General features: G+C 69.7%; 28 protein-coding genes. 11 read left to right on the top strand and 17 right to left on the bottom strand.

Annotation, left to right across the window (positions count from 1 at the left end):
- Positions 1 to 176: 176 nt before the first annotated feature.
- Entirely contained in the window at positions 177 to 1,274 is a 1,098-nt protein-coding gene (locus tag QE392_RS02585) for a DUF4190 domain-containing protein (RefSeq protein ID WP_307447446.1), read from the bottom strand.
- A gap of 80 nt (positions 1,275 to 1,354) precedes the next feature.
- Positions 1,355 to 2,548: an NAD(P)/FAD-dependent oxidoreductase gene (locus tag QE392_RS02590; RefSeq protein ID WP_307447449.1), complete on the bottom strand. Its 1,194-nt coding sequence runs from the start codon at positions 2,546 to 2,548 to the stop codon at positions 1,355 to 1,357.
- Between the two features lie 186 nt (positions 2,549 to 2,734).
- Between QE392_RS02590 and QE392_RS02595 the strand changes: the two genes are divergently transcribed.
- Complete coding sequence (locus QE392_RS02595) at positions 2,735 to 3,949, top strand: amidohydrolase (RefSeq protein WP_307447453.1); 1,215 nt, start codon at positions 2,735 to 2,737, stop codon at positions 3,947 to 3,949.
- A gap of 376 nt (positions 3,950 to 4,325) precedes the next feature.
- On the opposite strand, the gene QE392_RS02600 is transcribed toward QE392_RS02595, so the two are convergent.
- From QE392_RS02600 to QE392_RS02610, 3 genes are read right to left on the bottom strand one after another with little or no spacing between them, the layout of a single operon-like run.
- Positions 4,326 to 5,225, bottom strand: a complete 900-nt coding sequence (locus tag QE392_RS02600; protein ID WP_307447456.1) for a carbohydrate ABC transporter permease — start codon at positions 5,223 to 5,225, stop codon at positions 4,326 to 4,328.
- A complete protein-coding gene (locus QE392_RS02605; protein WP_307447459.1) occupies positions 5,222 to 6,154 on the bottom strand; it encodes a carbohydrate ABC transporter permease in 933 nt (310 codons plus the stop codon). The genes QE392_RS02600 and QE392_RS02605 overlap by 4 nt, the downstream gene beginning before the upstream one ends.
- Entirely contained in the window at positions 6,147 to 7,448 is a 1,302-nt protein-coding gene (locus QE392_RS02610; RefSeq protein WP_307447462.1) for an ABC transporter substrate-binding protein, read from the bottom strand. The genes QE392_RS02605 and QE392_RS02610 overlap by 8 nt, the downstream gene beginning before the upstream one ends.
- Before the next feature lie 499 nt (positions 7,449 to 7,947).
- Between QE392_RS02610 and ypfJ the strand changes: the two genes are divergently transcribed.
- Positions 7,948 to 8,823: a KPN_02809 family neutral zinc metallopeptidase gene (gene ypfJ / locus QE392_RS02615; protein WP_307447464.1), complete on the top strand. Its 876-nt coding sequence runs from the start codon at positions 7,948 to 7,950 to the stop codon at positions 8,821 to 8,823.
- A 265-nt stretch (positions 8,824 to 9,088) separates the two neighbouring features.
- Here the strand turns inward: ypfJ and QE392_RS02620 are convergent, their stop codons facing one another.
- From QE392_RS02620 to QE392_RS02640, 5 genes are all read right to left on the bottom strand, one after another.
- Positions 9,089 to 9,523 carry a copper resistance CopC family protein gene (locus QE392_RS02620; protein ID WP_307447466.1) on the bottom strand — a complete coding sequence of 145 codons (435 nt, stop codon included), beginning with the start codon at positions 9,521 to 9,523 and terminating at the stop codon, positions 9,089 to 9,091.
- Between the two features lie 4 nt (positions 9,524 to 9,527).
- A complete protein-coding gene (locus tag QE392_RS02625; RefSeq protein WP_307447468.1) occupies positions 9,528 to 9,665 on the bottom strand; it encodes a hypothetical protein in 138 nt (45 codons plus the stop codon).
- A 2-nt stretch (positions 9,666 to 9,667) separates the two neighbouring features.
- Complete coding sequence (locus QE392_RS02630) at positions 9,668 to 10,411, bottom strand: YcnI family protein (protein WP_307447472.1); 744 nt, start codon at positions 10,409 to 10,411, stop codon at positions 9,668 to 9,670.
- A 63-nt stretch (positions 10,412 to 10,474) separates the two neighbouring features.
- Positions 10,475 to 11,077: a hypothetical protein gene (locus QE392_RS02635; protein WP_307447475.1), complete on the bottom strand. Its 603-nt coding sequence runs from the start codon at positions 11,075 to 11,077 to the stop codon at positions 10,475 to 10,477.
- 305 nt (positions 11,078 to 11,382) lie between these two features.
- Complete coding sequence (locus tag QE392_RS02640; RefSeq protein WP_307447479.1) at positions 11,383 to 12,636, bottom strand: wax ester/triacylglycerol synthase domain-containing protein; 1,254 nt, start codon at positions 12,634 to 12,636, stop codon at positions 11,383 to 11,385.
- Between the two features lie 330 nt (positions 12,637 to 12,966).
- Here QE392_RS02640 and QE392_RS02645 point away from each other — a divergent pair, with 330 nt between their 5' ends.
- Together QE392_RS02645 and QE392_RS02650 are read left to right on the top strand one after the other, a co-directional pair.
- Positions 12,967 to 13,182, top strand: coding sequence for a hypothetical protein (locus QE392_RS02645; protein ID WP_307447482.1), 216 nt, complete (start codon positions 12,967 to 12,969; stop codon positions 13,180 to 13,182).
- Between the two features lie 78 nt (positions 13,183 to 13,260).
- Positions 13,261 to 13,710 carry a GNAT family N-acetyltransferase gene (locus QE392_RS02650; RefSeq protein WP_307447487.1) on the top strand — a complete coding sequence of 150 codons (450 nt, stop codon included), beginning with the start codon at positions 13,261 to 13,263 and terminating at the stop codon, positions 13,708 to 13,710.
- A 65-nt stretch (positions 13,711 to 13,775) separates the two neighbouring features.
- On the opposite strand, the gene QE392_RS02655 is transcribed toward QE392_RS02650, so the two are convergent.
- Positions 13,776 to 14,237 (bottom strand): hypothetical protein, encoded by a 462-nt coding sequence (locus QE392_RS02655; RefSeq protein WP_307447490.1) that lies wholly within the window; start codon positions 14,235 to 14,237, stop codon positions 13,776 to 13,778.
- A gap of 733 nt (positions 14,238 to 14,970) precedes the next feature.
- Between QE392_RS02655 and QE392_RS02660 the strand changes: the two genes are divergently transcribed.
- Both QE392_RS02660 and QE392_RS02665 read left to right on the top strand, forming a co-directional pair.
- Positions 14,971 to 15,132, top strand: coding sequence for a hypothetical protein (locus QE392_RS02660; RefSeq protein WP_307447493.1), 162 nt, complete (start codon positions 14,971 to 14,973; stop codon positions 15,130 to 15,132).
- A gap of 92 nt (positions 15,133 to 15,224) precedes the next feature.
- On the top strand, positions 15,225 to 15,473 hold the full coding sequence (locus tag QE392_RS02665) for a hypothetical protein (protein WP_307447498.1): 249 nt from the start codon (positions 15,225 to 15,227) through the stop codon (positions 15,471 to 15,473).
- 101 nt (positions 15,474 to 15,574) lie between these two features.
- Here the strand turns inward: QE392_RS02665 and QE392_RS02670 are convergent, their stop codons facing one another.
- The 3 genes from QE392_RS02670 to QE392_RS02680 all read right to left on the bottom strand — a co-directional run bounded on the left by QE392_RS02670 (position 15,575) and on the right by QE392_RS02680 (position 17,518).
- Positions 15,575 to 15,799: a hypothetical protein gene (locus QE392_RS02670; protein ID WP_307447501.1), complete on the bottom strand. Its 225-nt coding sequence runs from the start codon at positions 15,797 to 15,799 to the stop codon at positions 15,575 to 15,577.
- The gene (locus QE392_RS02675) at positions 15,799 to 15,993 is read right to left on the bottom strand and encodes a hypothetical protein (protein WP_307447505.1); all 195 of its coding nucleotides are present in this window, start codon (positions 15,991 to 15,993) and stop codon (positions 15,799 to 15,801) included. Before QE392_RS02675 ends, QE392_RS02670 begins: the two co-directional genes overlap by 1 nt.
- A gap of 127 nt (positions 15,994 to 16,120) precedes the next feature.
- Positions 16,121 to 17,518 (bottom strand): ParB/RepB/Spo0J family partition protein, encoded by a 1,398-nt coding sequence (locus QE392_RS02680; RefSeq protein WP_307447510.1) that lies wholly within the window; start codon positions 17,516 to 17,518, stop codon positions 16,121 to 16,123.
- 460 nt (positions 17,519 to 17,978) lie between these two features.
- Between QE392_RS02680 and QE392_RS02685 the strand changes: the two genes are divergently transcribed.
- On the top strand, positions 17,979 to 19,160 hold the full coding sequence (locus QE392_RS02685) for a hypothetical protein (protein ID WP_307447513.1): 1,182 nt from the start codon (positions 17,979 to 17,981) through the stop codon (positions 19,158 to 19,160).
- 15 nt (positions 19,161 to 19,175) lie between these two features.
- On the opposite strand, the gene QE392_RS02690 is transcribed toward QE392_RS02685, so the two are convergent.
- Positions 19,176 to 19,553, bottom strand: a complete 378-nt coding sequence (locus QE392_RS02690; protein ID WP_307447516.1) for a single-stranded DNA-binding protein — start codon at positions 19,551 to 19,553, stop codon at positions 19,176 to 19,178.
- A gap of 194 nt (positions 19,554 to 19,747) precedes the next feature.
- Complete coding sequence (locus QE392_RS02695; RefSeq protein WP_307447519.1) at positions 19,748 to 20,839, bottom strand: VanZ family protein; 1,092 nt, start codon at positions 20,837 to 20,839, stop codon at positions 19,748 to 19,750.
- 47 nt (positions 20,840 to 20,886) lie between these two features.
- Here QE392_RS02695 and QE392_RS02700 point away from each other — a divergent pair, with 47 nt between their 5' ends.
- Positions 20,887 to 21,747, top strand: a complete 861-nt coding sequence (locus QE392_RS02700) for a serine hydrolase domain-containing protein (RefSeq protein ID WP_307447522.1) — start codon at positions 20,887 to 20,889, stop codon at positions 21,745 to 21,747.
- Between the two features lie 171 nt (positions 21,748 to 21,918).
- Positions 21,919 to 24,012 (top strand): APC family permease, encoded by a 2,094-nt coding sequence (locus tag QE392_RS02705; protein WP_307447525.1) that lies wholly within the window; start codon positions 21,919 to 21,921, stop codon positions 24,010 to 24,012.
- Positions 24,013 to 24,153: 141 nt separating this feature from the next.
- Here the strand turns inward: QE392_RS02705 and arfB are convergent, their stop codons facing one another.
- On the bottom strand, positions 24,154 to 24,591 hold the full coding sequence (gene arfB / locus QE392_RS02710; RefSeq protein ID WP_307447530.1) for an alternative ribosome rescue aminoacyl-tRNA hydrolase ArfB: 438 nt from the start codon (positions 24,589 to 24,591) through the stop codon (positions 24,154 to 24,156).
- Positions 24,592 to 24,932: 341 nt separating this feature from the next.
- On the opposite strand from arfB, the gene QE392_RS02715 reads away from it, so the two are divergent.
- Together QE392_RS02715 and kdpF are read left to right on the top strand one after the other, a co-directional pair.
- Positions 24,933 to 25,097, top strand: a complete 165-nt coding sequence (locus QE392_RS02715; protein WP_307447533.1) for a hypothetical protein — start codon at positions 24,933 to 24,935, stop codon at positions 25,095 to 25,097.
- On the top strand, positions 25,094 to 25,183 hold the full coding sequence (gene kdpF, locus QE392_RS02720) for a K(+)-transporting ATPase subunit F (protein WP_307447535.1): 90 nt from the start codon (positions 25,094 to 25,096) through the stop codon (positions 25,181 to 25,183). Before QE392_RS02715 ends, kdpF begins: the two co-directional genes overlap by 4 nt.
- Positions 25,184 to 25,191: the final 8 nt, after the last annotated feature.

Here is a 25,191-nt window from a genome sequence, read left to right on the forward strand (position 1 = left end):
CTCGTGCAGCCACCGCTGCCGACGCGCTCGAGGGTGGGCGCAACCGACACGATGGACGAGATGGCGAGCGCTGGATACGGCTCGCGCGCCTGCGGGCACCGGTGAACCGGCCGTCGCGGTGAGCGACCTGCGTACGGCCGGAGCGGCTCAGTGCGACCGCGCGCGGCAGCACGCGTTCAGAGACCGGAACCGGCCAGCGACCCCGTCGTCTCCACAGCCTCGGGATCGTAGAGCAGGCAGAAGATCTCGCGGTCTCCGACCTCCCACGTCTGCTGCGTCGGCCCCACGTAGTAGTAGTCCAGCCGGGAGTCCTGGTACGACGCCCCGACGTAGCCGGTGAAGGCGGCCTCGCACCCGTCCAGGGCCGCGGATTCGATCGCCGCGTCGCCCGGATAGTCCCCGCCCGCGACGTCGAAGCCGCCGAACGCCTCGTACGAGTGCGGTTGGGCGCAGTCCACGATGTTGTCGGAGGTGACGAAGCCCCCGGCGAGTTCGTCCAGGCACGCACCGACGACCAGACCGGAGGGGTCGAACGGCGCCTGCTCGTCGGGCGCGACGGACACCCCGCCCTCCTCCGGCGGTGCGTAGGGATCGGCCACCGCACCGGATCCGGCGGCGAACAATCCGAGCCCCAGGCCAGCGACGACGAGGCCGGCGGACACGACGGTCAGGACGCTGCCGGCGACGATGCCGCCGATCGCCAGGCCGTGACCTTTCTCGCCGGTCCGCTTGATTTGCGAGAGGGCGATCGCGCCCGTCACGACACCGGCGAGGGGGACGATGAAGCCCAGCACGATCGCCACGATCGCGGTCACGTTGGTGTGTCCGGATGCCACGGCGTCCGGCGCGGCCGGACGCTCGGCCAGCGCAGTGGCGTACCCCGTCGTCGCCGGAGCACCGGGGTAGCCCGCCACCGCCGCGGTCGCAGATCCCGACGACGACGGCGCGGCGGGGATGGGCGGAAGCGCTCCGGCCGCGGGTGCGGCGAACGCGAGCAGTCCCTGCTGCGCCAGCCGGGCACCGACGAGGCGCGCTGCCTCCCGCGCCGCTGCGCCGCCGCCCGGGGCAGCCGTGGAGTCGAAGACCGCGAGCGTACCCTCGGGCACCGCGGAGAGATGCACCTCGAACCCATCAGGTGTGCCGGCAGAGCCGCTCGAGACGACGAGCGCCGTCGGCGTCCGGCTCGCATCGAATCCCTGCTCGGACAGGGCCGCGGCGACGGCATCGCGCGCCGCCTCCTCGGGGAGGGAGAGGCGCAGTTCGGCGGCCGCCATGGGTGCTCCTGATCTCGCTCGCCGCGGGGCTCGCGACGTCGGTCCAGGTTAGCCCGCGCGTCGCACCGACATCGATGACCTCAGCGGATGCGGCCGATCAGGTCGTCCCGGGTGAGACCGTCCGCCTCGGCCAGGACGGCTCGCGCGGCATCCCGAGCATCCTCCACGTTCCACAGCAGCACACCGACGACCCGGTCGTCGTCGAGGTAGTAGACGACGCCGCGCTCGGGGTCGATCCAGTCCTCGACGGTCTCGAGCGACGAGTCGAGCGTGCCGACGGCCTCGTACCGGATGCCGAACACCGCCGAGTAGTAGTACGGCGTGTGCATGTACGGCTCGGCGGCACCCGCGAGGTTCCGGCCGGCGGCCTTGCCCTGCTCGTTCGCGTTGTCGACGTGCTCGACGCGGCGGCGGCCGAGGAGGCGGTCGGGGTAGCTGGCGACATCGCCCGCGGCGTAGACATCGTCGACAGACGCACGCAGCTGCGCGTCGACCACGACACCGTCGTCGACGTGGAGCCCGGCCTGCTCCGCCAGGTCGGATGCCACCTCGATGCCGAGGCCGCTCACCACGGCATCCGCCCGCACCTCGTCGCCGTTGTCGAGCTCGAGGCGGGCGCCGGTGGCATCCACCTCTCCGCCGGCGACCTTCGACCCGGCCACGATCTCGACGCCGGCGTCGCGGAAGAGCTTCTCGAAGCGCTCGGCGAGGGCGGCGGGGAAGACGCTGTCGCCGAGGACGGCACCGGTGTGCACGAGGACCGTGTCGACGCCGTTCTGCACGAGCGCCGCGGCGAGCTCGGAGCCGATGTACCCGCCGCCGACGACCGCGATGCGCCCGACCTCCGTCGACAGGGCGCGCAGGCGCCGGTAATCCTCGGCGGTGCGGAACGTCAGGGCGCGCTCCCCGTCCGAGTGGTCCTCGACGGGCAGGGCCACGGGCTTTCCGCCGGTCGCGATGAGCGCCTTGCCGTACGAGAACGTCTCGCCGTCGGCATCCACCTCATGCGCCTCGGGGCGGATGGCCGTCGCGCGCGTCTGCAGCCGGATGTCGGCGCCGGTGTCGTCGGCCGTGCCGAGCGGCACCTTCTCCCAGGTGAACTCGTCGTCGGTCCACAGCTTCTTGCTGAGGGCGGGGCGCGTGTACGGCTCGTCCACGTCGTCGCTCAGGATGCCGATCGTTCCGTCCGCGTCGAGCTCACGGATGCCGCGGGCTGCAGTGTCGGCGACCATCCCGCCGCCGACGATGAGGTAGTCGAAGTGTGTCGTCGTCATGCGGTCAGCCTCGCCGCCCGACCTGACCGGATCGGACGGCTTGCGGGGGCCCGCGGCATCCGGTAGCGCTTCGCGGCCTCGCGGTGCGCATCCTGCTGCGCGCGGCCCGACCTCGCCCCCCACGACCCCGCGACGCCGCACACCACCCCAGGGCATGAGAGTCAGGCCGCGAACTAGGCTCGGGGCATGAGCGTCGACCTCGAGAGCCTGTACACCGACCTGCACTCCCACCCCGAGCTGTCGTTCCAGGAGACGCGGACCGCCGGTGTCATCGCCCGGCACCTCACCGACCTCGGACTTCCCGTCGAGGAGGGCGTCGGGCGCACCGGCGTGGTCACGCGGATCGACAACGGCGACGGCCCGGTCGTCTGGTTGCGCGCCGACATGGACGGCCTGCCCGTCGAGGAGCAGACCGGCCTCGCCTACGCCAGCACTGCGCGCGGCACCGATCCCGCGGGCAATGCCGTGCCCGTCATGCACGCGTGCGGGCACGACATGCACGTCACGGCGCTGATCGGCGCGCTCGAGAAGCTCGTCGCGACGCGCGATGAGTGGTCGGGCACGATCGTGGCGGTCTTCCAGCCGGCCGAGGAGTACGGCGCCGGCTCGCAGGCGATGATCGCCGACGGTGTGCTCGAGCGCTACCCGACGCCCGACATCGTGCTCGGCCAGCACGTCACGCCGCTCCCCGCCGGTGTCATCGGCGTGCGCCCGGGCACCCAGATGGCGGCATCCGACGGGCTCACCGTCGTCATGCACGGCCGCGGGGGCCACGGCTCGCGCCCCCATTCGACGATCGACCCCATCGTCATGGCCGCCGCCACCGTCATGCGCCTGCAGACCGTCGTCTCACGCGAGGTCGACCCGCGCGACGTCGCCGTCGTGACCGTGGGGTCCATCCACGCAGGGCTCAAGAACAACATCATCCCCGCCGAGGCGAAGCTCGAGTTGAGCCTGCGCTACCCCGACGACACGGCCCGCGCGCGCGTGATGAGCAAGGTCGAGCGCATCATCCGCGCCGAGGCGCAGGCATCGGGCGCCGCGCAGGAGCCCACGATCACCACCGACCACACCCTCCCGCCCACCATCAACGACGTGGATGCCACGGCCCGCCTCACCGCAGCGTTCCGACGCTCGTTCGGCGAGGCGTCGGTCGTCGACCCCGGCATGTTCACCGGCAGCGAGGACGTGTCGTGGTTCGCGCGGACGTCGGGCGCGCCGCTGGTGTTCTGGTTCTGGGGCGGCGTCGACCCGCAGGTCTTCGCCGATGCGCTCGCCGGCGGCACCATCGAGCGGGACATCCCCACCAACCACTCGCCGTTCTTCGCCCCGGTGATGCAGCCGACGATCGACCGCGGTGTCGAGAACCTGGTCGTGGCGGCGCGCGAGTTCCTCGGCTGAGATCGCGGGCTCGGCTGGTTCCGGTCCCTTCGACAAGCTCAGGGACCTCCCCCGCCAGGTGGCTGAGCCTGTCGAAGCCACCCGGCCTCGCGGGCCGTTAAACGGTCCCTTCGACAAGCTCAGGGACCTCACCCGCCAGGTGGCTGAGCCTGTCGAAGCCACCGGGTCCCGCATGCCGCTACGCGGTCCCTTCGACAAGCCCAGGGACCTCCCCCGCCGGGTGCCTCAGCCTGTCGAAGCCACCGGGTCCCGCATGCCGCTACGCGCTCCCTCCGACGAGCTCAGGGACCTCCGACGAGCTCGGGGGCCGCTGGCCGACCCAGGGCCCCCTCCCCCGCCAGGTGGCTGAGCCTGTCGAAGGCACCGGACGCGCCGGTCACTTGATGCCGCTGCGCGCGAAGCCCGCCACGAAGTACCGCTGGAAGACGAGGAACACGATCGCGATCGGCACGACGTTCAGCAGCGCGTAGGCCATCGTCGCCCCGTAGTCGCTGCCGAACTGCCCCTGCAGGTACAGCAGGCCGATGGGCAGGGTGAACAGGCGGTTCTCGCGGAGTGCGATGAGCGGCCAGGCGAAGTCGTTCCACGACGACAGCAGGCTCATGAACACCAGCACCGCGATGAGCGGCTTCGACAGCGGCAGCACCACGCGCGTGAAGGTCTGCAGGTGTCCGGCGCCGTCCAAGCGGGCGGCCTCGATGAGTTCACGAGGGATGCCGAGCATGAACTGCCGCGCGAGGAACAGCCCGAACGCGGATGCCGACACCGGCAGGATCACCGCCCAGTACGTGCCGTAGAGGCCCGACGCCGTGACGATGCGGAACAGCGACACCATGATCACCTGCACCGGCAGCACGAGGGTCGCCAGTGCCAGGAAGAACAGCGCGGTCGATCCGCGGAAGCGCAGCTGCGCGAAGGCGTAGCCGGCGAGCAGGCTCGTCGTGACCGAGATGAGCGTGACCACCACCGCGATCGCGACGGAGTTGCCGAACCAGGTCGCGACGGGGAACGACGAGAAGACGCGCGCGAAGTTCTCGAACGTGACCTCCCGCGGCCACAGCCGCAGCTCCCGCCCGCCGAGCAGCTCGGCCCGCGACGAGAACGCCACGGCGAGCATCCAGTACAGCGGCGATATCGCGGCAAGGGCCACCACCGCGACGATCAGCGTGCGCACGACGAGTCCGCCGCGCCGCGACCGAACGGCCACCCGGCGCCCGGCGGTCACGGTCGGCGGCGCCACGGGAGAGACGGATGCCACCCGCTCGTCGATGCTCACTCGACCACGTCCTTCGTGCGGCTGGCGCGGTACTGCGCCGCCGCGAACACCAGGGCGAAGACGAACAGCACCATGCCGATCGCGGCCGCGTAGCCCTGGTCGCGCGTGACGAAGCCGGTCTCGTACGCGTAGGTGACGAGCACCGAGGTGGCCCCGCCCGGGCCTCCCCCGGTGAGCACGAACACGATGTCGAACACCTGGAACGAGAAGATCACGTTGAGCACGACGAGGAAGAACGTCGTCGGCCCGAGCAGCGGAACGGTGACGTGGCGGAACCGCTGCAGCCGGTTCGCCCCGTCGAGCGTCGCCGCCTCGTACAGGTCGGGGCCGATGCCCTGCAGCCCCGCGAGGTAGATGAGCATGTTGAAGCCCGTGCGCCACCAAACCGTCGCCAGCACGATCGTGGCGAACGCCGGCACGGGGTCGGACTGCCAGGTCACCGGCGAGAGTCCGACGGCGCTCAGCAGGCGGTTCAGGATGCCGGAATTCTGATCGAACATGAGCACGCCGATGAGCGCGGTGGCCACGCCCGACACCGCCATCGGCAGGATCAGCAGCGAGCGCCAGAGCGGGCGCGCCGGCAGGGCGGTGTTCAGCAGGGTCGCCGCCACGAGCCCGAGCAGCATCGACAGCGGCGTGACCAACGCGGTGAACAGCAGCGTGTTGCCCAGCGCTCGCCAGAACAACGGCTCGCTCGCCAGGCGCGCGTAGTTGTCGAGCCCGGCGAACTCCCCCGCTCCGAAGCCGTCGGTGCGCTGCAGGCTGACCAGGAACGCACCCCCGAGCGGCACGAGCACGAACACCAGCAGCAGCAGATAGTTCGGTGCGACGAAGCCGTAGGCGGCGAGCGCCTCGCGCCGCGCCCCCGGCCGCCGCGGACGTCGAGTCTGCTGCGTCCGCGGCGCCGGGATGGCGAGCGTGTCAGCCACCGGTGGCCGCTCCGATGCCCGACTGCAGGTTGGTCACCGTGGTCGCGGCATCCTGTGCTCCGGTGAAGGCGAGATCGAGCTGCTCCTTCAGCACCGGGATGATCGCCGACATCGACGGACTCGCGACCTGCGCGACGTCCTGCGGCTGCACGAGCGACGCCTGCCCCGCGAACACCGGCGCGAGGTCGGGGCGCACGTCGAACTCGAGGTCGTCGTTCAGGAGGTCGGCACGGGTGGGGAGGAGGGATGCCGCGCGGCAGAAGTCGCGCATGGGGTCGGCGTCGGTGACGAACTCCAGGAACGCCGCCGCGAGCTCCGGCTGCTGCGTGTTCGCGGTGGCGACGAGCGCGTTGCCGCCGAAGTCGCTGCCGGCGCGAACATTTCGGGGCGCGAAGGTCGCCGTCCATTCGAAGTCGGCGGTCTGCTCGGCATCCGGAATCTGGAAGGCGCCCGACCACACCATTGCGACCGACTGCGAGAACCACGACTCGGCCGCGTAGCTGGAGGACGCGATCGTGTTGTTCGCCGGCACGTAGTTCTTGGTGAAGAAGGAGCTCGAGAACGCCACCGTCTCGCGAGCGGCGTCGGAGTCGATGGCCGGCGTCTTCTGGTCGGACTCGAGGAATGCCCCGTCGGACTGGAACAGCAGGCTCAGCCAGCGGGTGACGCCGTTGCCCTGCCAGTTGTACGCCCAGGGCCAGCGGTCGGCGGGGAGCCCGGCGCGCAGGCGCTCGCCGAGCGCGTCGAGCTGGTCCCACGTCCACGCCTGGTCGGCCGAGGTGGGGATCTCGGACGCGTCGATGCCCGCCTGACGGAACAGGTCGAGGTTGACGAGGATCGCCGAGGTGTCGGTGTGGTGCGGCAGGCCGAACGTGCCGTCCCCGTTCTGCACGGCGGCCCACGCCTGCGGGGTGAACTGGCCCTGGCGGTCGGCGGAGAGCAGCGGCGTGAGATCGAGCAGCTGGCCGCGACCGGCATAGGCGCCGAACGTGTAGTAGGGCACGCGGAAGATGTCGGGCGGGTTGCCCGCCTGCAGCTGCGCGTCGATGTTCGTGAACATCTGCTCGTAGGGCACGGCATTGAGCTCCACCGTGGCGCCCTCGTTCGCTGCTTCGAACGCGGCGATGGCGGCGCGGAAGCCCGCCAACTCGGCATCCGTTCCCCAGGTGGTGAAAGTGAGGGTGCCCTGGCGTCTTTCGGCGGGGGCGGTCTGGACGAATCCGCAACTCGCGAGCAGGAAGGGGAGCGCGAGGGCTCCCGATCCGGCGAGGAAGGTACGGCGTGTCAAGGACATGGGCGAACTCCGATCGTTGTCGTACAACGAGGAGCGGACGCCGGGGCTGCGCTGCTGCTCGGGCACCGAAGATACGCGTGCGAGTGCACCCCCGGGGAGGGGTTGCGCATCGCGTCCGAACCTGCGCAGCTCGCCGGTCGCACTAATTCGCGCCCGAGAAGACCCCCGCTCCGTGGGGGCGGAGCGGGGGTCGGGGAACGGTCTCACAGAACGCGTTCGCCGGGCTTTCGCCCGTTGGTCGATCGTCGTCTCGGTGACGAAGCAGCGTCAACAGATGATTCGAAAAGCGAAGCAATAGCACCGTAAAGGCATGCTGAGATGCTTCATCCGATGAAGCTTCCGGCGAGCGCCCCGGCTGACCCCGGCCCTGAGGCGGCGTCCCGCCAGGGACGGCACCCCGCCGAGCTCGTCCCAACGTCGTCGGCGCCGCTCGCACCCCTCCGCGGCCGCCGACGCCAGCCCCTGTCGCGAAAAATGTGCGACCCAGTACGGTGACCCCGTGACGTTCAATGACAATGCGCGGGTCGGCGGCAACAAAGCGCGCCGGCGGGGTGGAACCGTCGCTGCCGTGGGCGGCGGCACCGTCGGTCTCGGTGCGATCATCGTGCTGCTCTTCTCGGCCTTCACCGGCACCGATCTGACGCCCTTGCTCGGCGGCGGCCAGGCTCCCGCCGGGCCGGGCAGCGGAGGCGAGGAGATTGCCAACTGCGAGACCGGTCAGGATGCCAACCGCGACGACGCCTGCCTTCTGGCCGCGGCGTCGCTCAACATCGACCAGTTCTGGGCCGAGCGCCTCGACGGATACCGCGAGCCGCAACTGATCATCGTCGACGGGGCGACGTCGAGTTCGTGCGGCACCGCGTCGAACTCGACGGGTCCGTTCTACTGCCCGCCCGATGAGGCCGTGTTCGTCGACCCGACGTTCTTCGCGATCCTGCGGGAGCAGTTAGAAACGACCGCAGGGCCGCTCGCGCAGCTGTACGTGCTCGCGCACGAGTACGGCCATCACGTGCAGAACCTCACCGGCGTCATGCAGCAGTACCCGAACAACGGCACCGGCCCCGACAGCAACGGTGTGCGCACCGAGCTGCAGGCCGACTGCTATGCCGGAGCGTGGGTCGCCGCGGCCGGCGAGCAGGTCGACGAGAACGGCACGCCGTATCTGCAGCGGCCGACGCCGCAGCAGATCACCGACGCACTCTCCGCGGCGGCGGCGGTCGGCGACGACCACATCCAGGCCGAATCCGGCGGTGTCGTCAACCCCGAGAGCTTCACGCACGGCTCCAGCGAGCAGCGAACGCGCTGGTTCGACGTCGGCTACGACAGCGGCGTGAACGCCTGCGACACCTTCTCGGTTCCGGGCCAGAGCCTGTAGGACACGCCCGTCCGTCCCCGTCGCGACGACAGGGGATGCGACGAGAACAGGCCGATCCCGCGCACATCGGCATGTTCTCGCCGCATCCCCTGTTCTCGTGACCGCATCCGCCAGCTGTTCGCGTCGTCCAGCCTCACCGACCGGAGGACCGCGGACGCCCGCCGGAGCACCGCGCATTCCGAACGAGCGGTACCTTTCACCCCGGATGCCACGACCCGGCCGGCCTGCGGGCGCCGGGTCGTGGCATCCGTGATTCGGGTGCCGGTCAGTCCTCGCGCGTGCGGGTGCGCAGGATGACGACGATCAGCACGCCCACCAGCACGACCACGCCGCCGCCGAGCAGCAGGCCGAGCGTGACGCCCGACATGCCGCCCGTGGCCTCCGGCGCCGTCTCTTCGGCGACCCCCGCCGCGCTCGCGCACGGGGAGGTCTCGGCGCCGGCCGACACGCTCTCACCGGTGGAGGTGAACGGGATGACACCCGAGACGGGGTGCCCGTCCGACGAGACGGCTCGCCACTCGACGGAGTAGTCGCCGGGGGCACCGAGGGCGACGGGGAGCGTGAGCGTCGGCCCGGCGAGTTCCGCGCACCCGCTCTCGTAGTGGCGCCCGTCGGGGCCGACGACGATGACGATGTTGCCGCCGTCGGCGCCGAGGAGGTTCGCGCTGAAGTCCAGGCGCACCTCCGACAGCGACGACACCGAGTCACCCTCGGCGGGGAGAAGACGACACCAGCGAGTCGTGGGCGGAGGCGGCGGTCGCCCCGCCGAGGGCGGCGGTCATCGCGGCAGCGACCACCACCGCCCCGGCGAGCGCCCGGCGCAGCAGCGTCCGGGATGCCACGGTCAGCTCCGCTTCGGGCGACGCGCGAACGCGAGGGCGCCGAGCACGGCGCCCGCCGCGGCGACCACGAGCGCGGCGATGCTGAGGCCCAGCGCGACGCCCGACGAGTCGGACGATGCCGCCGCCGTCTCGTGCTCCATCGCGGGGGCCGCGGTCGCCGTGCCGTGGCTGCCGTGGCCGCCGTGGCCGGCGGTGGGCGGCGTGTCGTTGACGTACAGGACGGGTGCCGGCTCCAGGGTGTCGTCGGCGGCGACCTCGTCGGGCGTGGCCGCCCAATCGACGACCGTGCCGTCGGAGTACGTCTGCGCGGCCGGCAGCACGAGGTATCCGGTGTCGGGCACCGGCCCCAGCACCGCGGAGAAGATCTGGAACTGATCCTGGCCGATGCCGACGCCCGGGTCGGCCTGCCAGACGATCTTCAGCGCGGCATCCGAGATGGTGTTGCCGTCCACCTCGACCGGCTCCGGGAGTGCGCCCTTCTCGACGGTCGCCGTCCATCCCGCGACGGGCTGCACGAGGACGGCGCTGAGCGGGGTGTCGGTGGGGAGCGTCACCTCGAGCTTGACGGTGGATGCCGTCTCCGACTCGGTGGGCACGCGGAAGTTGACGGTGGCGTAGCTGCCGGGGGTGGCGGTGTTCGGGTTGACGGTGACGTGCGCCGAGGCCGCGAGCGGGGCGGCGACGGCGAGGGCCGCACCGGCGGCGAGGCCCACGAGGGCACGACGAAGAGAGGTCTTGCGAGACATGAATGCTGCTTTCTGAGAATGCGCACGCCGAGGAGGCGCTTCGCGCGGGATGAGGGGTCGAGGTCACGCCGCGAGCGGCGGACCCCGGTGCCTCATGGGCGACAACACCGTCATCGCCGTCGTCAGAAGCAGAGGCTCGGGCGCCGGCCCGGTGGCATCCCCCACCGGAGGGAGCCCCGAGAACGGCCTCAGCGCGCGGATCGCCGCCGCGAGGAAACGCACGACGGCCTGAACGGCACGCTCGCCCCGCCCGAAAGCCGCGATCGTCACGAGCGCGGCGACGGCGTGCGCGACCCACATCCACGGCGAGGTGGCCGCATCCGCCGCGTGCAGGTGCGGTGCGGCCGCGGCATCCACGAGGGCGGCAGCCACGTGATGGTGTCCGGCACCCGCGGGTGCATCACCGCTTCGCAGGTCGAGCGCGAGCAGCGTGTGGAACAGCGCCTGGCTCAGCACGACCGCGATCGACAACCGCCCCCACGACAGCGCCCGGCCGGCCAGCAGCACGCACACCGGCACCGCCAGACACAGCGCGACGACGACGTTGAGCACCGGCGGTAGTGCGGCGCCGACCGAGGCGTGGGAAACGGTTGCGACGAAGGTCGCCAGGGATGCCGCGGCGACACCGCGACCCACGCGCTGCGCGCGCCCTGCTCTCGACGACATCCGACTCCCTCCCTGCCAGCCTAAGCGGCGCGGGGGGCGCAGCGCCGGTGGTGCTCCGGCGTCGAGACGTCGGCGGCTCGGCGGCGGTGGTTCTCTGGTGCCAGACTGCGGCGCTCGGGCGGCCGTCGTGCCCGGTGCCGAGACTGCGGTGCTCGACGGCGGTGGTGCTCCCGCGTCAAGACCGCGACGCCTGCAATTGCGCCTAACGGCGGGCGGATTCCCGGACTCGCTGGAGCGGGGCACCGCCCACCGGCGTGTCGGCCAAGAGCTCCGCGGTTGTGCGCCCCCGGCCCCGGCATCCGCGGTCAGTGCAAGCCGGAGCGCAGCGCCTCCCACGCGTCGTGTGCGGCGTCGGCGAGCAGCTCGACGTCGGGCACCGCGTCGGGATCGACGCAGAACCCCACACCGAGCCACCGGTCGTTCGAGATCGCGGCGACCCGCAGGGCATGACGCGGACCCGGTTCCGACGAGGTGTACACGTGTCCCACGCGTCGCCCGGCGATGGCCACCGGCACCCGCGGCCCGGGCACGTTCGAGATCGCGAGGCCGAACTCCCGCGGATCGTCGGCAAGGCTCCGCACCCGCGTACCGACGGGTCCGGCGGCGGCCAGCGCGTGGAACAGCTCGTCGAGCGAGCGGGCGTCGTGGGCGTGCTTGCGGACGCGCATCTGCGCGCTCAGCAGATCGAGTCGGCGCAGGTCGTCGGGCTCGTCGAGATGGAGTCCGACGTCGACGAAGGAATCCCGGTTGCCGGATGCCGCGGCATCCTCCCCCTTCTCGTGCAGGCTCACCGGGACCTGGGCATTCATGCGGGGTGTGTGGCCGTGGTGCAGGAGGCGCCGCCGCAGCGCCCCGGCGATGACGGCGAGGAGCACGTCGTTCACCGTCGCGTGCTGCGGACGCGAGGCGCCCACGGACCGCGCCTCGGAGAGCGGCACGTCGACGAAGGCGAGCGCGCGCCGCGCGGTGATCGGACGGTCGAACGGCGAGCGCGAACCCGGGTGACCGAGCTCGCGCGCGAGGGTCATCGGCATCCGCTCCCACTCGCTCCACCGCGTCGGACGGGCTGCGGGGTCACGCACACCGACCTCGTGCGCCGGGGCGTCGTGCGGCTCGAAGATCACCGACTCGAGGAAGCGCACCGCGGTGAGCCCGTCGGCGAGCGCGTGATGCAGGCGGACCGCGACCGCCTCGCGCCCGTCGGTCAGCGGGCCGACGAGGTCGACCGTCCACAGCGGACGGGACCGATCGAGAGGCTCGGACATCAATCGCCCGACCACTGCGCGCAGCTCGACGGGGTCCTGCGCCGCGTGTCGGCGCACGTGGTGCGCGAGGTCGACATCGTCGACGTCGACCCACGCGGGTCCGTCACCGTCGTCGATGACGACCTGACGGCCCCGGGGAAACGCGGCCAGCCGCGCCGCGACACTGCCCCGCACCGCTTCGAGATCCAGTGCCTCGCCGGGCTCGAGCACGAGCAGCTTGAGGGCATGTCCGTGCACGACGTCGGACTCCAGCGCGAGGATGCGCGCGTCGGCGGGCGTCAGTGCCTCTCTCATGCGGCCAACGTAGCGGGCGGCCGATCCGGGTGCACCGGGGCACCGCCCTTTCATGCGCGGTGGTGGCGGCGGGGTGGAAGCGAGACGCCGGTGCACTGCTCGAGAAGCACCCCTGCTCCTCTTCACCGGACGCATCGCCGACGCCCGAACGGCTGGCGCGTAAGGGTCAGATCGGGTTTTGAATCAGTTCGGCTTTTGCACGGGGGTTTTGCACCATGCCGATGCGCGGGATTCCGCACCAGGTCGACGGGCCGCGGGGGTGGTGCGAAACCGATCGGTTTCGCACCACCGACAGTTGCGCGGGAGGCAGATTGCCAACAGCATTCACGTGTGGCGACAGATCCCCCCAGAGTCCGCTGGCTCCTACTGATCATGGGCGTTGTGGTCATCGGCATCGGGGCCGCTGTTACAGGGTTCATCCCGGACAACGAGCCGTTCGGTCGCCTGCAGATCCCTGCCGGAACCTACGGGCCAGTCATCATCACGGCAGGCGTAGCAATGGTCGTCTACGGCGTCATCGTCATCCTCAGGGGGCCTCGACGCTAGCAACCGCTGAAGCGACGCAAAACCGATCGGTTTTGCACCACCATCACGCTCGCGGCGCCGATGCCCGATAGTTGACCCGTGGACGACAGCAGCGCAGCTCTGGCCGACGCCGATGTGGCTGCACTCCTGCGGATCCAGCGCGCGGCCTACCAGGTGGAAGCGGGTCTGATCGGTGATGAGCGCATTCCTGCTCTTCATGAGACTGAGGTGGACCTGCGCGCTGCCGCGCTCTGGTGGATCGTGGATCGCGATAGCAGCGGGTCAATCAGGGGTGCAATCGCATTCCACGTTGAGGACGATGAGGTGGATATCCACCGGTTGGTGGTCGATCCCACGTCCCACCGACTCGGTATCGGACGTCGACTCGTCCGCGACGCGATGACTCACGGGTCCCGCATCGTCGTGTCGACCGGACTTCTGAATGGGCCGGCTCGAAACCTTTACGAAGGCTTGGCGTTCACGCATGTGGGCGATCGCGAAGTGATCCCTGGCCTCTGGGTCAGTGATTACCGCTGGGAGCGTCCCTAAGCGAGCGAAACGGATTGGTTCCGCACCACTACTGGCTACGCCGTGCTCGAGCCCGCGTGCAGCGACTAATCGCGGTCAGGACCGTTGTACGCGGCGTCATAGGCCGTCTGAGAAATGGAGTTTCTCCACGAGAAGAACTCATGACCGGACTCGGCCCATGATCCATTTGCGTTGTAGAACGCCTGTTCATCGCGTTCATGCTTCTGCCAGCTCTCCTCGTACTGCGCGGAATCGGTAACTCTGACCACGGAGACCACCGAGCCCCAAGGAAAAAATGTGCCGCGGCTTTCGTCAAGGTCGGCATCCTCGACTTTGCTGCTGTCGCCCTCGAACAAGGGCATGCACCGGCCACCGTGGCTGTGCACGTGCAGTCCTACTTGATCGGCGAAGACCACTCGACCCTGCAGTCCATTGCGGTCGAGATTCAGGCGCGCGCGTTCCTCTTCGTCACGAACGAAGGGATACGCCTCCTCGGTTAGGACCACATTGACGACATCTCCCCGAGACAAAAATTCCGCTACGCCCATTGCATCCTCCTAGTCCAGGTGACCTGCACGCCGCGAAGGGCGAACCTGTCACCTCATCAGCTCAGGGTCATACTGAAGCACGGAGCACTTGCCCGCGTCGACCGCCCCGGCCCGAACTAATCGGTTCGCACCGCGCACCTCGCACCAGCCGGGGAAGCCGTTAGCGGCGCGACACGCCGCCCGTTTGCGAACCGGTCGGTCTCTCTTGCCGTATGGTTAACGCACTCCATCGGATTGAGTCCGGAGGAGGCTGCGACGGGCGAAACGCCTGAAGCGGATACTCAACCGGATTGAGTCTGGAAGAGGAGCAACACCCCACGCAACCGGCGAAACGCTGGAAGCGGATACTCAACCGGATTGAGTCCGGAAGAGGAGCTACACCTACGTAACCGGCGCGATGCTGGGAGCGGACACTCAACACCCTCGTAACTGGCGAGATGCTGGGAACGACCAACGAGTGAGGGCGCGATGCCCGCACATCATCATTTTGAGGCGCGATGCCCGGATGATGTGCAAGATTGCCACTTCGGGCGGGACCCGAGGTGGCCAAGTGGACGGCACCGGGAGTGCCGGAAGCAACCGGCGAGCACAACGGATGTTCGGAAATCTACGTGTCCCCAGGAGGACGCTACGTAGTCCGAACTCCGCGGGCTCTTATGCCGGTAAATATTCTCGACTTACGCAACCGTCTACCATCAACGCCTGTCCTGGCTGGCGCTAGTTGGGAGACGCGATGCTCGACGTCGCTTCATTGGCGGTGGATCTCTCACCGGCCGCAATTATTGTCAGCTTGCTCGGTCTGCCGATTGTGTACGTGGCGGCCTTCAATACAGGCCCTGTCGGCAAAACCGCACGCGAAGTGTTGGCGATGTTCCTCCGCCGCCCCCCAAAATGACACGCTGCACCATCCTCGGAGCCCCCTGCGCAACGTTCTGACAGGTCACGCAACCCGTGGACGCACACAGCCTCCGGTGCGATGGTGTGCGCATGTCTCAGAAGCGGTCGAAGCTCGCTCAGGCGGCGTTGGTGTCTAACGGCATGGTGTGGTTCGGTGCGTCGTTCATGCTCTTCGCGATCGCGGCGGAGCAGACGGCGGCGGTGTTCGCCGGCACGTGGCTGAACGTGCTCGGGTGGGCGATCATCCTTCTCGTCGCCGCGGGCCTGGCCGTCGTCGGCGTCATCGAGAACGTCAACATTCGCGCGGGCAAGAAGTACAAGCCGCGGCCGCGCAGCTGACCGTGCTCGAGCGGGGAACCCGCGACCCTCGTTGGAGGGGGGTCGAGGGGGTCTCCCCCTCGTGCGGGGCCGGCCCGGTCAGGGTCGGCCCGCCGCCATGCTCAGAGCGTGAGCGTGTGCAGCACCGTCGCCGCGGTGCCCGTCGGGGTGCCGTAGTCCGTGGCGTGCAGCGTCGCGGCCCGGTTGGTGATGAGGTCGAGCGCGACAAGCTCTTCTTCTGACTCGTCGGTCATGTCGCCGGGTTCGTCCTCCCATTCGCGCAGAACGCGCCCGGCGACGTCGACCACGCGCCACAGCCCCCATACGTGAGCGACTGGACCGGTCATTAGGTAAACACCAGGGCGGTCGCGGTGGGCCAGCCGTGCGCGGCCGCGGCGACGATGAGCGCGTGCGCGGCCGCGGCGATCCGGTCGACGTCGCCGGATGCCGTGGCGGCGTTAACGGCGGCTTCCGCCTCGCGCAGCGCCGCGGTGTGTCCCCACACGTCGACGTCGACGGCGGGTGTCGTGGTGGTGGTCATGGTGCGCCTTCCTGTGCAGCTGAGGGTGATGCCGCGGGGTGAGAAAGAGGGTGAGAAAAGGGGGTGATGCGGCAGGGTGATGCCGCGGGTGACGGGGACCGGCGTGAGCCGGTCCCCGTCCGGTTGGTCAGGCGAGGCCCGCGGCTTCGGCGGGGGTGGTGTCGCCGGTGACGATCTGCTCGACCGGGGAGAGGGTGTATCCCCACGCGGCGAGCTGGCGGAACAGCGCGGCGGCGCGCTCGTCGCCGCGTCGCCACGATTCCTTACTGGTGTTGGACTCAGCCCCGGCGAGAACGACCGCCAGGGCCACCAGGCGGGCCTTGCCGGGGTTGGCCTCCACCAGCGCGGCCAGGGCGTCGGTGCGGAAACCGGAGGGCCGCTCGACGCCCAGGAACGTGTGCGCGAGGTCATTGCCGCCCGACATCGCGGACGACACCGAGAACCGGTGAGCGGTCAGGCCCAGCGCGATCACCCGGTCAGCGTCCTTCGGCAGCGTCTTGCGAGACAGGAACGTCGCGATCCATTCGCGGCGCACCGTCTCAGCGGCGTTCCACGCCTTGTTGTTGGCGATGAGCGCCTTGCGCTCGGCGGAGCGCTCCACGCGCTCTTCCTCGATCTGCTCCGCGGTCAGCGGCTCGGCGGGCACGTCGCTGGGGTAGGCGAAGACGAAACCGGCCCCGGTGGGGTCCTGCACGAGGTACGTCGCATTGATTTCGCCGTAGTAGTTCACCTCGATCAGCACCCCGCGCGCCGGGACGGCGGCGATGTGCTGGGCGGTGACCTGCTCGCCCTCCGCGGTGCGGAGCTTGCGAAGGATCACCCACGAGCTTTCCTCCCCGTACGCCTCGCCACGGGTGAGCACCTGAAACCCGTTGTCGATGTGTTCCTGCTCGACGGCGGCGAGGTTGGCCTTTTCCGCGGCGTCGTCGCGGAGGCTCTGCGCGGTGTGCTCGAACTGGGTCGGGTCGGTGGTGGCGACCTCGATCAGGTGCGCACGGGCGTCGGCGTCGTCCTCGAACTCCAACAGCACCGCGGCCTGGTCGAGCGTCAGCGCGTGCTCGTGGAGAGCGGACGTGACCGTGGCGGACTCCGCGACGGCGAGCCCCTTCTTCACCGCGTCGGTCTTGGTGCCGGTGCGCTTGGCGGTCTGCGCGGCGCTGATGCCCTCAAACGCCAGCTGCGCCCACGCGGCGGTGCGATCCGCGGTGCTGAGGTCGGCGCGCTGGTCGTTCTCGATGATCTGCTGAATGATCCGGTCCGCGGTGGTGTCGTCGCCCTCCACCACGTAGACGGGGACGGTAGGCACCTCGGCCTCGCGGGCTGCGAGGGTGCGGCGCTGACCAGCGCGGACGATGACGTTTCCGTGCTCGTCGCGGCGGGCGAGAATCGGGGTGATGACGCCGTTCTCGCGGATCGACGCGATGAAATCCTTCGTCACGGGAGCGCTGGTGCGCACGTTCGCCTCGATGACGAGGGTGGTCGGGTCGATGTGCTCGATGGTCCCGGTTCCGGTGGTGATGCTCACGATGGTTTCTCCTTGATCGGTGTGCGATCATGAAGGCGACGGGTCCCGTGGTACTTCCATTACTACGGGGCTTTTGTCGTCTTCCAGATCGTTTTTCTTTGCCTCTCCGGCGAGTGAAAACCAACTGAGCGGAGGCGGCGGAGTGACGTCTTTCTCGGGCGAAATAAGGGAGCTTGCGACCGCGTCCGAGAAAGACGGCACGTAGCCGATGGAGCGAAGTAGGTTGAAACCGCGGAGAGGTGAAGAAAACGGGGAAACCGGGCCGCGTAGCGGCTCGCTCCGGCGGTGCTCCGTCACCGCTGCGCGGGCGGAGCTCGCGCCCCGCCGCAGGCGGAACACCGGGGAGCGTGAGGGAACGCCCCTCACCGGCCGGCCTCGGCCGGACCACGCCCCTCCCCCGCGAAACTGCCGGCGTCGTCGGGCGACGAACTGATAGCCGTTCGTGCCCCACAATCGTGCTGTGGACCCCGACCAGCGCAGCAACGCCAAGAGCCCGAACGGCACGGTCACGAGAGTGCGGTGGTGGCGTCGGTTTGGCACGCTCGTCACCGCTGGTGTGGTTCTCTACGTCATCGTCGGCGGCGTCCTCCTCCTGAAGGTTCCTGACCGCCTGCTGGCGAACTGGTTCCCCGACCTCACTTCACAAGAACGTGCCGCATTCCTCGGCCCGGCAACGACTGCCGTGCTGTTCGCGCTCGGCGGGACCATCGCACTCGTCGGCGTCGGCCTCAGCCTCTCCCGCCACCGTCAGGAGCTCGAGGCGGCGGCACGCGATCGGGAACGGCTTCACGACGACAGGGAACGGGAGCAAGCGCGGCGCGACGAGGTCGACGCGCAACGGCGCATCGAGACAGAGAGAGCATTGCGGGAACGGTTCGTCACGACCGTCAAGCTCCTCAGCGACACCGCACCCGTCAACCGTCAGGCCGCCCTCTTTGCCCTAGGCGCCCTCGCAGACGACTGGGATGCGTTCGGGAAATCCGACGAGGTGCAGGTGTGCATCGAGGTCCTCACCGGCTACCTCCGCGCGCCCCGCTCGGACGAGATGCTCGGTCCACTCAGCGAGGAAGAACACGACCAGCTAGACCCCTCCGAGCGTCGCGAAGCTCAACGCACAACTCCGCAGGAAGTCTCCGTCAAACAAGCCGGCTACGCCGTCATCCGCACACATCTCCGGGAAGATGGGCCAGCCCGCTGGCACAACCGCGTCCTCAATCTCGCCGGTGCGCACATCGACTTCACCGTGGACCTCAGCTTGACGACTATCGCCAACGGCGGAGCCGTGATTCTTGCCGAAGCGAAAATCACCAACCGCGGGGCCGTATACCTCTCCGGCGCAACCATCACCGATCGCGGGTCCGTGAACCTCACCGGCGCGACCATAACCAACGGCGGGTACGTGCTCCTCGCCAGCGCGACCATCACTAACCGCGGGTCCGTGAGCCTCGACTTCGCGAGTGTCACCAACGGCGGGGTCGTAAACGTCGACAACACGACAATCACCAATAGCGGGACCATTAATTTCTCCGACGCCACCATCACCGACCGCGGGTACGCGAACCTAGACTTCGCAAAAGTCACCAACGGCGGGTGGGTGACTCGCCCAGACGGGACGCGCCGCCCTCCCATAAAGCCCCGTTGATTACGTGCGTGGTTGCTACTCAGCCGCGGCGCCGCCGCGCGGCGCGCGCGGGGAGCGGGTGACGACGGCGGTCGCGCGGGAGAGGTCTGAGCCGATTGCGTCGGCTTCGAGGACGCGGCCGTGGCGGCGGTCGTCGCCTTCGCCCCATGCGACTGTGCGCTCGTGGCCGACGACGATTACCGCGTCACCCTTGTGCAGCGACGCGAGCACGTGTTCGCCCAGTTCGAACTTTGCTTCCACGAAATGCGTCGTCGGGGCCTCGTGCGGGGTCCACTCCCCCGCGCGGTACTCGCCGGTGTTCTCGATCACGCGCAGCTTCACGATCTGCACGCGACCCGCCTGCACGGCCTCGGGGTCGACCGCGAGGTTGCCGGTGATGGTCCTGGTGCTCATCTGTCGTCTCCTGCTCGTGCGGTTCGTTCTCCCCGTCGACGCCGACGGGATGCCGGTCCTCGGATCGGCCTCGGGGGTTGGCGCAGCGTCATCCTCAGGAACGCTCAGACCCAGATGTTCATGGTCGCCATCCTCGAAGTCTCAACAAGATGACAAACCTTGTCATTCGCCTCTCCGCGCCGCGCATTCTCGATTCAACGACCCACATGATCACGGTCGACCGTCGGGCTCACCACGCCCGCCCGGTCGTCGACGAGTCGGCGACGGCCCAGCCATCCGGTGAGTCCCCGGCCGTCGCGCCAGACGAAGAGCAGAGCGACGGTGGCGAGTCCGAGCGCGAACGCCGAGAGCGACCACGGCGCCGGCAGAGCGCTGAGCACGGTGAACGCCCCGGCACCCGTGACGAAACGCAGCGGCCGTGCCGCCCACCGCGGCAGCACGCCGTCGGTGAAGCGCACGCGCGTCGCGAGGTCGCCGATCGAGCGACCCGTCGCGAGCACCACGACCAGCCAGAGCCCCGCCGAGACGACGGTGCCGGCGAGGGAGGCGACCTCGTCGGTCGAGAAGGTCGCCGACTCCCCGAGGGTGAGGCTGATCGCCGCCTGCACCACGACCGACACCGCGAAGCCGACGAGCCCGACGCCCACGACGTCGCACACGATGCCCAGCACACGACGGCGACGGGTCACCGGGCGCGGGGTCTCGGCATCCGGAGCCTTCCTCGCCCCGCGATGCTGCGCCGGCACGGCGAACGCCACGAGCGAGCCGAGCAGCGCCCCCGAGGTGTTGGCGATGAGGTCGTCGACGTCGAAGACGCGATATGCGCACGGGAAGATCCCCCACACCCCGGTGAGCTGGGTCGTCTCGATGATGGCCGAGATCCCCAGTCCGGCGAGTCCTGCGATCAGGATGCCGCGCCCCCCGAGCACCCGGAGGAAGAAGCCGAGCGGGAGGAAGAGCAGCACGTTCAAAGCGACCTGCAGCACGACGGGATCGGTCAGGTAGCGGCCCGAGACCGCGACGGCGGCGCGGATATCGTCGACGAACTCGAACGGGCGGAGGTTCACGCCGCGGCAGCGGAAGTCGTCGGTCTCGGGCATCGGGACGAGCGTGTACGTCCAGATCGCCCAGAAGTACACCGCGGCGCCCGCCCACAGCGCGGTGCGCGCGAGAGTCAGCCCGCCGCGACGGCGGTAGCTGATCGCCACGAAGGGCACGAAGGCGAGCACCGCCACGACGGCGCCGGCCAGCACCGCGAGAACGCCCGATCCCAGGATGTCATTCACGTCGCGAGCATAGGGAAAACCCCCGCGTCGCGCGGGAGACTGGGGGAATGACCCGCGCCGAGCATCTCCGAGACGAGATCGGTGCCCGCATCGACGACACCGGTTTCACCGCGCATGGCCTGCACGTGCGGGTCGGCGACGACGTCGCGACACGGCGGTGGACCCCCGATTCGCGCGAAGAGATCCATTCCGTCTGCAAGGCGATCGCTGTGCTCGCCGTGGGCATCGCGGCGGATGAGGGGCTGGTGACGTTCGACACCCCGGTGAGCGAACTGCTGCCCACCGCCGCCGCCGCGACCCTATGGCAGCTGCTGACGATGACGAGCGGCATCGACTTCGCGTATTCAGAGACGATGATGACGGACTGGCCCGACCTCGCCGCCGAATTCCTGTCCCGTCCGTCGCGCGGTCGGGTCTTCCAGTACTCCAACGCGAGCACCTACACCGCGATGCACGCCCTCGCTCAGCGCACGGGCGACGTCGAGGCGTACCTGCGCACGCGCCTGTTCGCGCCCCTCGGCCTCGCAGACATCACCTGGCGCCGCTGCCCGCACGGCCGCGTGCTCGGCGGCGAGGGCATCGCCCTGCGCACCGACGAGATGGCGCGGCTGGGCCTGCTCCTCCGTGACCGCGGGATCTTCGACGCACGACGCCTCGTCTCGGCCGGAATCGTGGATGCCATGCACGCGGACTGGGTGACCACGGGCAGCGACGCGGACGGTTACCGCCGCTACGCCCTCGCGGGATGGGAGGGACCCGGTGACGCCTGGCGGCTGCACGGCGCGCACGGCCAGCTCGTCATCTTCGCCGGCGACGCCGTCGTCACCGTCAGCGCCTCCGACCACGGCGGCGCCGATGCCCTCGCCGCCTTCGTCGCGGCCTGTGCGAGTCACTCCTGCGGGTCGTAGTCGTACCGGGTAGCCGGGATGCCGCATCGTTCGCGGATGCGACGGGCGACGGCGACGGATCGTTGCGGAGGAGATGCCGCGGAGACAGGGGCTTCATTCCGCCTCTGCCGACGAGCGACCAGACGGTGAACGCCGAGCGCGCCGGATTGCGCAGAACCCCCAGTACGCGTAATGTCGCGCGCCGTGACTGACGAAAGTCGCGTTGACGGCGAAGAGACGCCGATCGCGAAACGCATCCTGATCGGCGAGCCCCTCACGTCGGAAAAGCTCGACGAGCAGCTGCTGCCCAAGAAGATGGCGCTGCCCATCTTCGCCTCCGACGCCCTCTCCTCCGTGGCCTATGCGCCGCAGGAGCTGCTGATGATCCTCCTCATCGGCGGAACGGCCCTGCTGACCCTCAGCCCGTGGGTCGCGATCGCGGTCGTCGTGCTGCTGGTCGTGGTGGTGCTCAGCTACCGCCAGCTCATCAAGGCCTACCCCTCGGGCGGCGGCGACTACGAGGTCGCGAGCAAGAACCTCGGCGAGATCCCCGGCGTCGTCGTGGCGGCGGCCCTGCTGGTCGACTACGTGCTCACGGTGGCCGTGTCGGTGGCATCCGGTGTCGACAACATCATCTCGGCGCTGCCGGAATTGAACCCGTTCCGCGTCGAGATCGCCGTCGGGTTCGTCATCCTCATCGTCATCGTCAACCTCCGCGGCGTGCGCGAGGCGTCGAGCGTCTTCGCGATTCCGACCTACCTCTTCATCGGCTCGGTCGCGGTCATGATCGTCGTGGGCCTGGCGCGCACGCTGGCGGGCGACGCCCCCGTCGCCTCCAGCGCGCAGTACGCCGTGGAGGCGGAGTCGCTCACGCAAGCGGCCCTCATCCTGCTCGTGCTCCGCGCGTTCTCGAGCGGCTGTTCGGCCCTGACGGGTGTGGAGGCCGTGTCGAACGGCGTCCCCGCGTTCCGGATGCCGAAGATCCGCAACGCTCAGACCACGCTCACGCTCATGGGCGGCATCGCCATCCTGCTGTTCGCCGGTCTGACCGCCCTCGCCCTGATCGCGAACGTGCACTACGCCGAGAACCCCTGCCATCTCATCGGCTTCGACTGCGCCAACAACCCGCAGCCGAGCCTGATGGCCCAGGTCGCCGCCGCGACCTTCGGTGCGGGCAGCATCTTTTTCTTCATCATCCAGGCCGCCACCGCGTGCGTGCTGCTGCTGGCGGCCAACACTGCGTTCAACGGCTTCCCGCTGCTGGGATCGGTGCTCGCCCGCGACGGCTACGCCCCGAAGGCGCTCAACACCCGCGGCGACCGCCTCGTGTACTCCAACGGCATGATCATCCTCGGCATCGTCGCCATCGGCGTGCTGATCGTCTACCAGGCCAACCTGACGACCCTGATCCAGCTGTACATCATCGGCGTGTTCGTCTCGTTCTCACTCGGCCAGCTCGGCATGGTCCGGCACTGGCGCCGCGTGCTGCGAGGGCTGCGCGACCTGCCCCCCGAGGCGGCCAAGCAGCAGTCGGCGGCCTACGAGCGGCGCTCGGCCATCTCGGGCCTGTGGATCAACTCGGTCGGCGCGGCCATGACCGTGCTCGTGCTGCTGATCGTCACGATCACGAAGTTCACGCACGGTGCGTGGCTGGTCTTCATCGCCATCCCCATCCTCGCCACGCTGATGGTCGGGGTGAATCGCTACTACCGCGACGTCGAGCACGAGATCCGGATGGATGACACCGTGCACTTCGGGTCGTCGGGCGACGTCGCCATCGTTTTGGTCAACCGCCTGCAGAAGCCCGTCATGAAGGCGATCGACTACGCCCTCGCCGCCAAGCACGACAAGACGCTCGCGGTGCACGTGGCGATCACCGACGAGGATGCCGCGAAGCTGCAGCGGGAGTGGGCCGAGCACGACATCCCGGTGCCGCTGGTGATCATCGAGTCGCCGTACCGCACGTACACATCGCCGGTGTCGACGTTCATCAAGCGGTACCGCGAGAAGAACGGTTCGGCCGTGGTGACGGTCTACCTGCCGCAGTTCATCGTGGGCCACTGGTGGGAGTCGATCCTCCACAACCGCCGCTCGCGCCGACTCGCGCAGCAGCTCATGCTCGTGCACGGCGTCTCGATCACGCTCGTGCCGTGGCTGCTCGACTCGTCGGAGCTCATCTACGGCCGCCGCTCGCGCCCCCTCCCGGGTCAGTCCCGCAGCGGACGCCCCGTCGCCGCGGCCCCCGCGCCCCGCGCGAAGAAGACCCCGTCCGGCTCGGCATCCTGAGCCCCTCCGGCGCCCCCGCCCTCGTGGTGGGGGCGTCGGCGTTCCGGTCGGCTGCTCCGATCGCCGGTCTCGACCACCCGCACGCGCGGAAGAGAACGTGGCGGTGTCGGCGACACTCACGCGCCGTTCACCGCAGACAGGTCAGTCCGTCGGCCGCTGACGCATGCGCTTCACGTCGGTGCGACGCTGCTTGGCCTGCAGACGGCGTTCCTTCGAACCGCGGGTGGGCTTCGTCGCGCGCCGCGGCGGGGCCGGCGGACGCACCGCGTCGGCGACGATCGCGGCGAGGCGCTCCCGCGCGGCGTCGCGATTGCGCAGCTGGTTTCGGTGCTCGGATGCCACGATGATCAGCACCCCGTCGATGAGGCGTCCCTCCAGCCGCTGCCGGAGCCGCTCGCGCTGCACGGCGGACAGGGCGCGGGAGCCCGCGGCATCCCACCTCAGCTCCACGCGGGAGTCGGCCGTGTTCACGCCCTGCCCGCCCGGTCCCGACGACCGCGAGAAGCGCCATGACAGCTCGGCGGCGGGGATCACGAGGCCAGCCATCACCCGCACGCCGGGGCTGTCGGGAGAGGGCATACCTCCATCTTGCGCCCGGTGGCCGGGGGGGGTCGGCGCCCGGCCCGGACACGACGGAGGAGTTGCGGCGCGCGGCCCGCGCTCACCACGTCTCCTGCGTTGCGTCATCCGGGGCAGGCGCCCACGAACCGCGACCGGACGCTGATCCCCGTGGCAGTCACACCCCCGGTTCCCGCCCGGCGCCCGGCGCCCGGCGCGTGAGCACCCCGTATGCGTCCGCCCGCGAACCGTAGGGAAACCGTGAGGACGCCCGGATGCCGCCACCCGGCGGAGTTGGATCGACCAACGTGCCGCCCCGCGGCGCCCGCGAACCCCGCGGACCACCCGAACCTGGAGTCGTCGTGCTCGATGCCGTCTTCCTCGCCGCAATCGTCGCGCTCTTCGCGCTGATCGCCCTCGTCGCGAAGGGGGTCGAGAAGCTGGGCCCGGAGGCCCGGACCTCGTCGCCCCGCGCCACCTCCTCGTCCGCCCCGGCGGCCCGTGAAAGCCGGGGCGACCGGCCATGATCTTCTTCTCGATCCTCGCCGCCGTGCTCGCGGTCGCGGCCGCCGTGTACCTCGTGGTCGCCCTCGTGCGTCCGGAGAAGTTCTGACATGGATG

The organism is Microbacterium proteolyticum (genome assembly GCF_030818075.1).
In the GTDB taxonomy this organism is placed as follows: domain Bacteria; phylum Actinomycetota; class Actinomycetes; order Actinomycetales; family Microbacteriaceae; genus Microbacterium; species Microbacterium proteolyticum_A.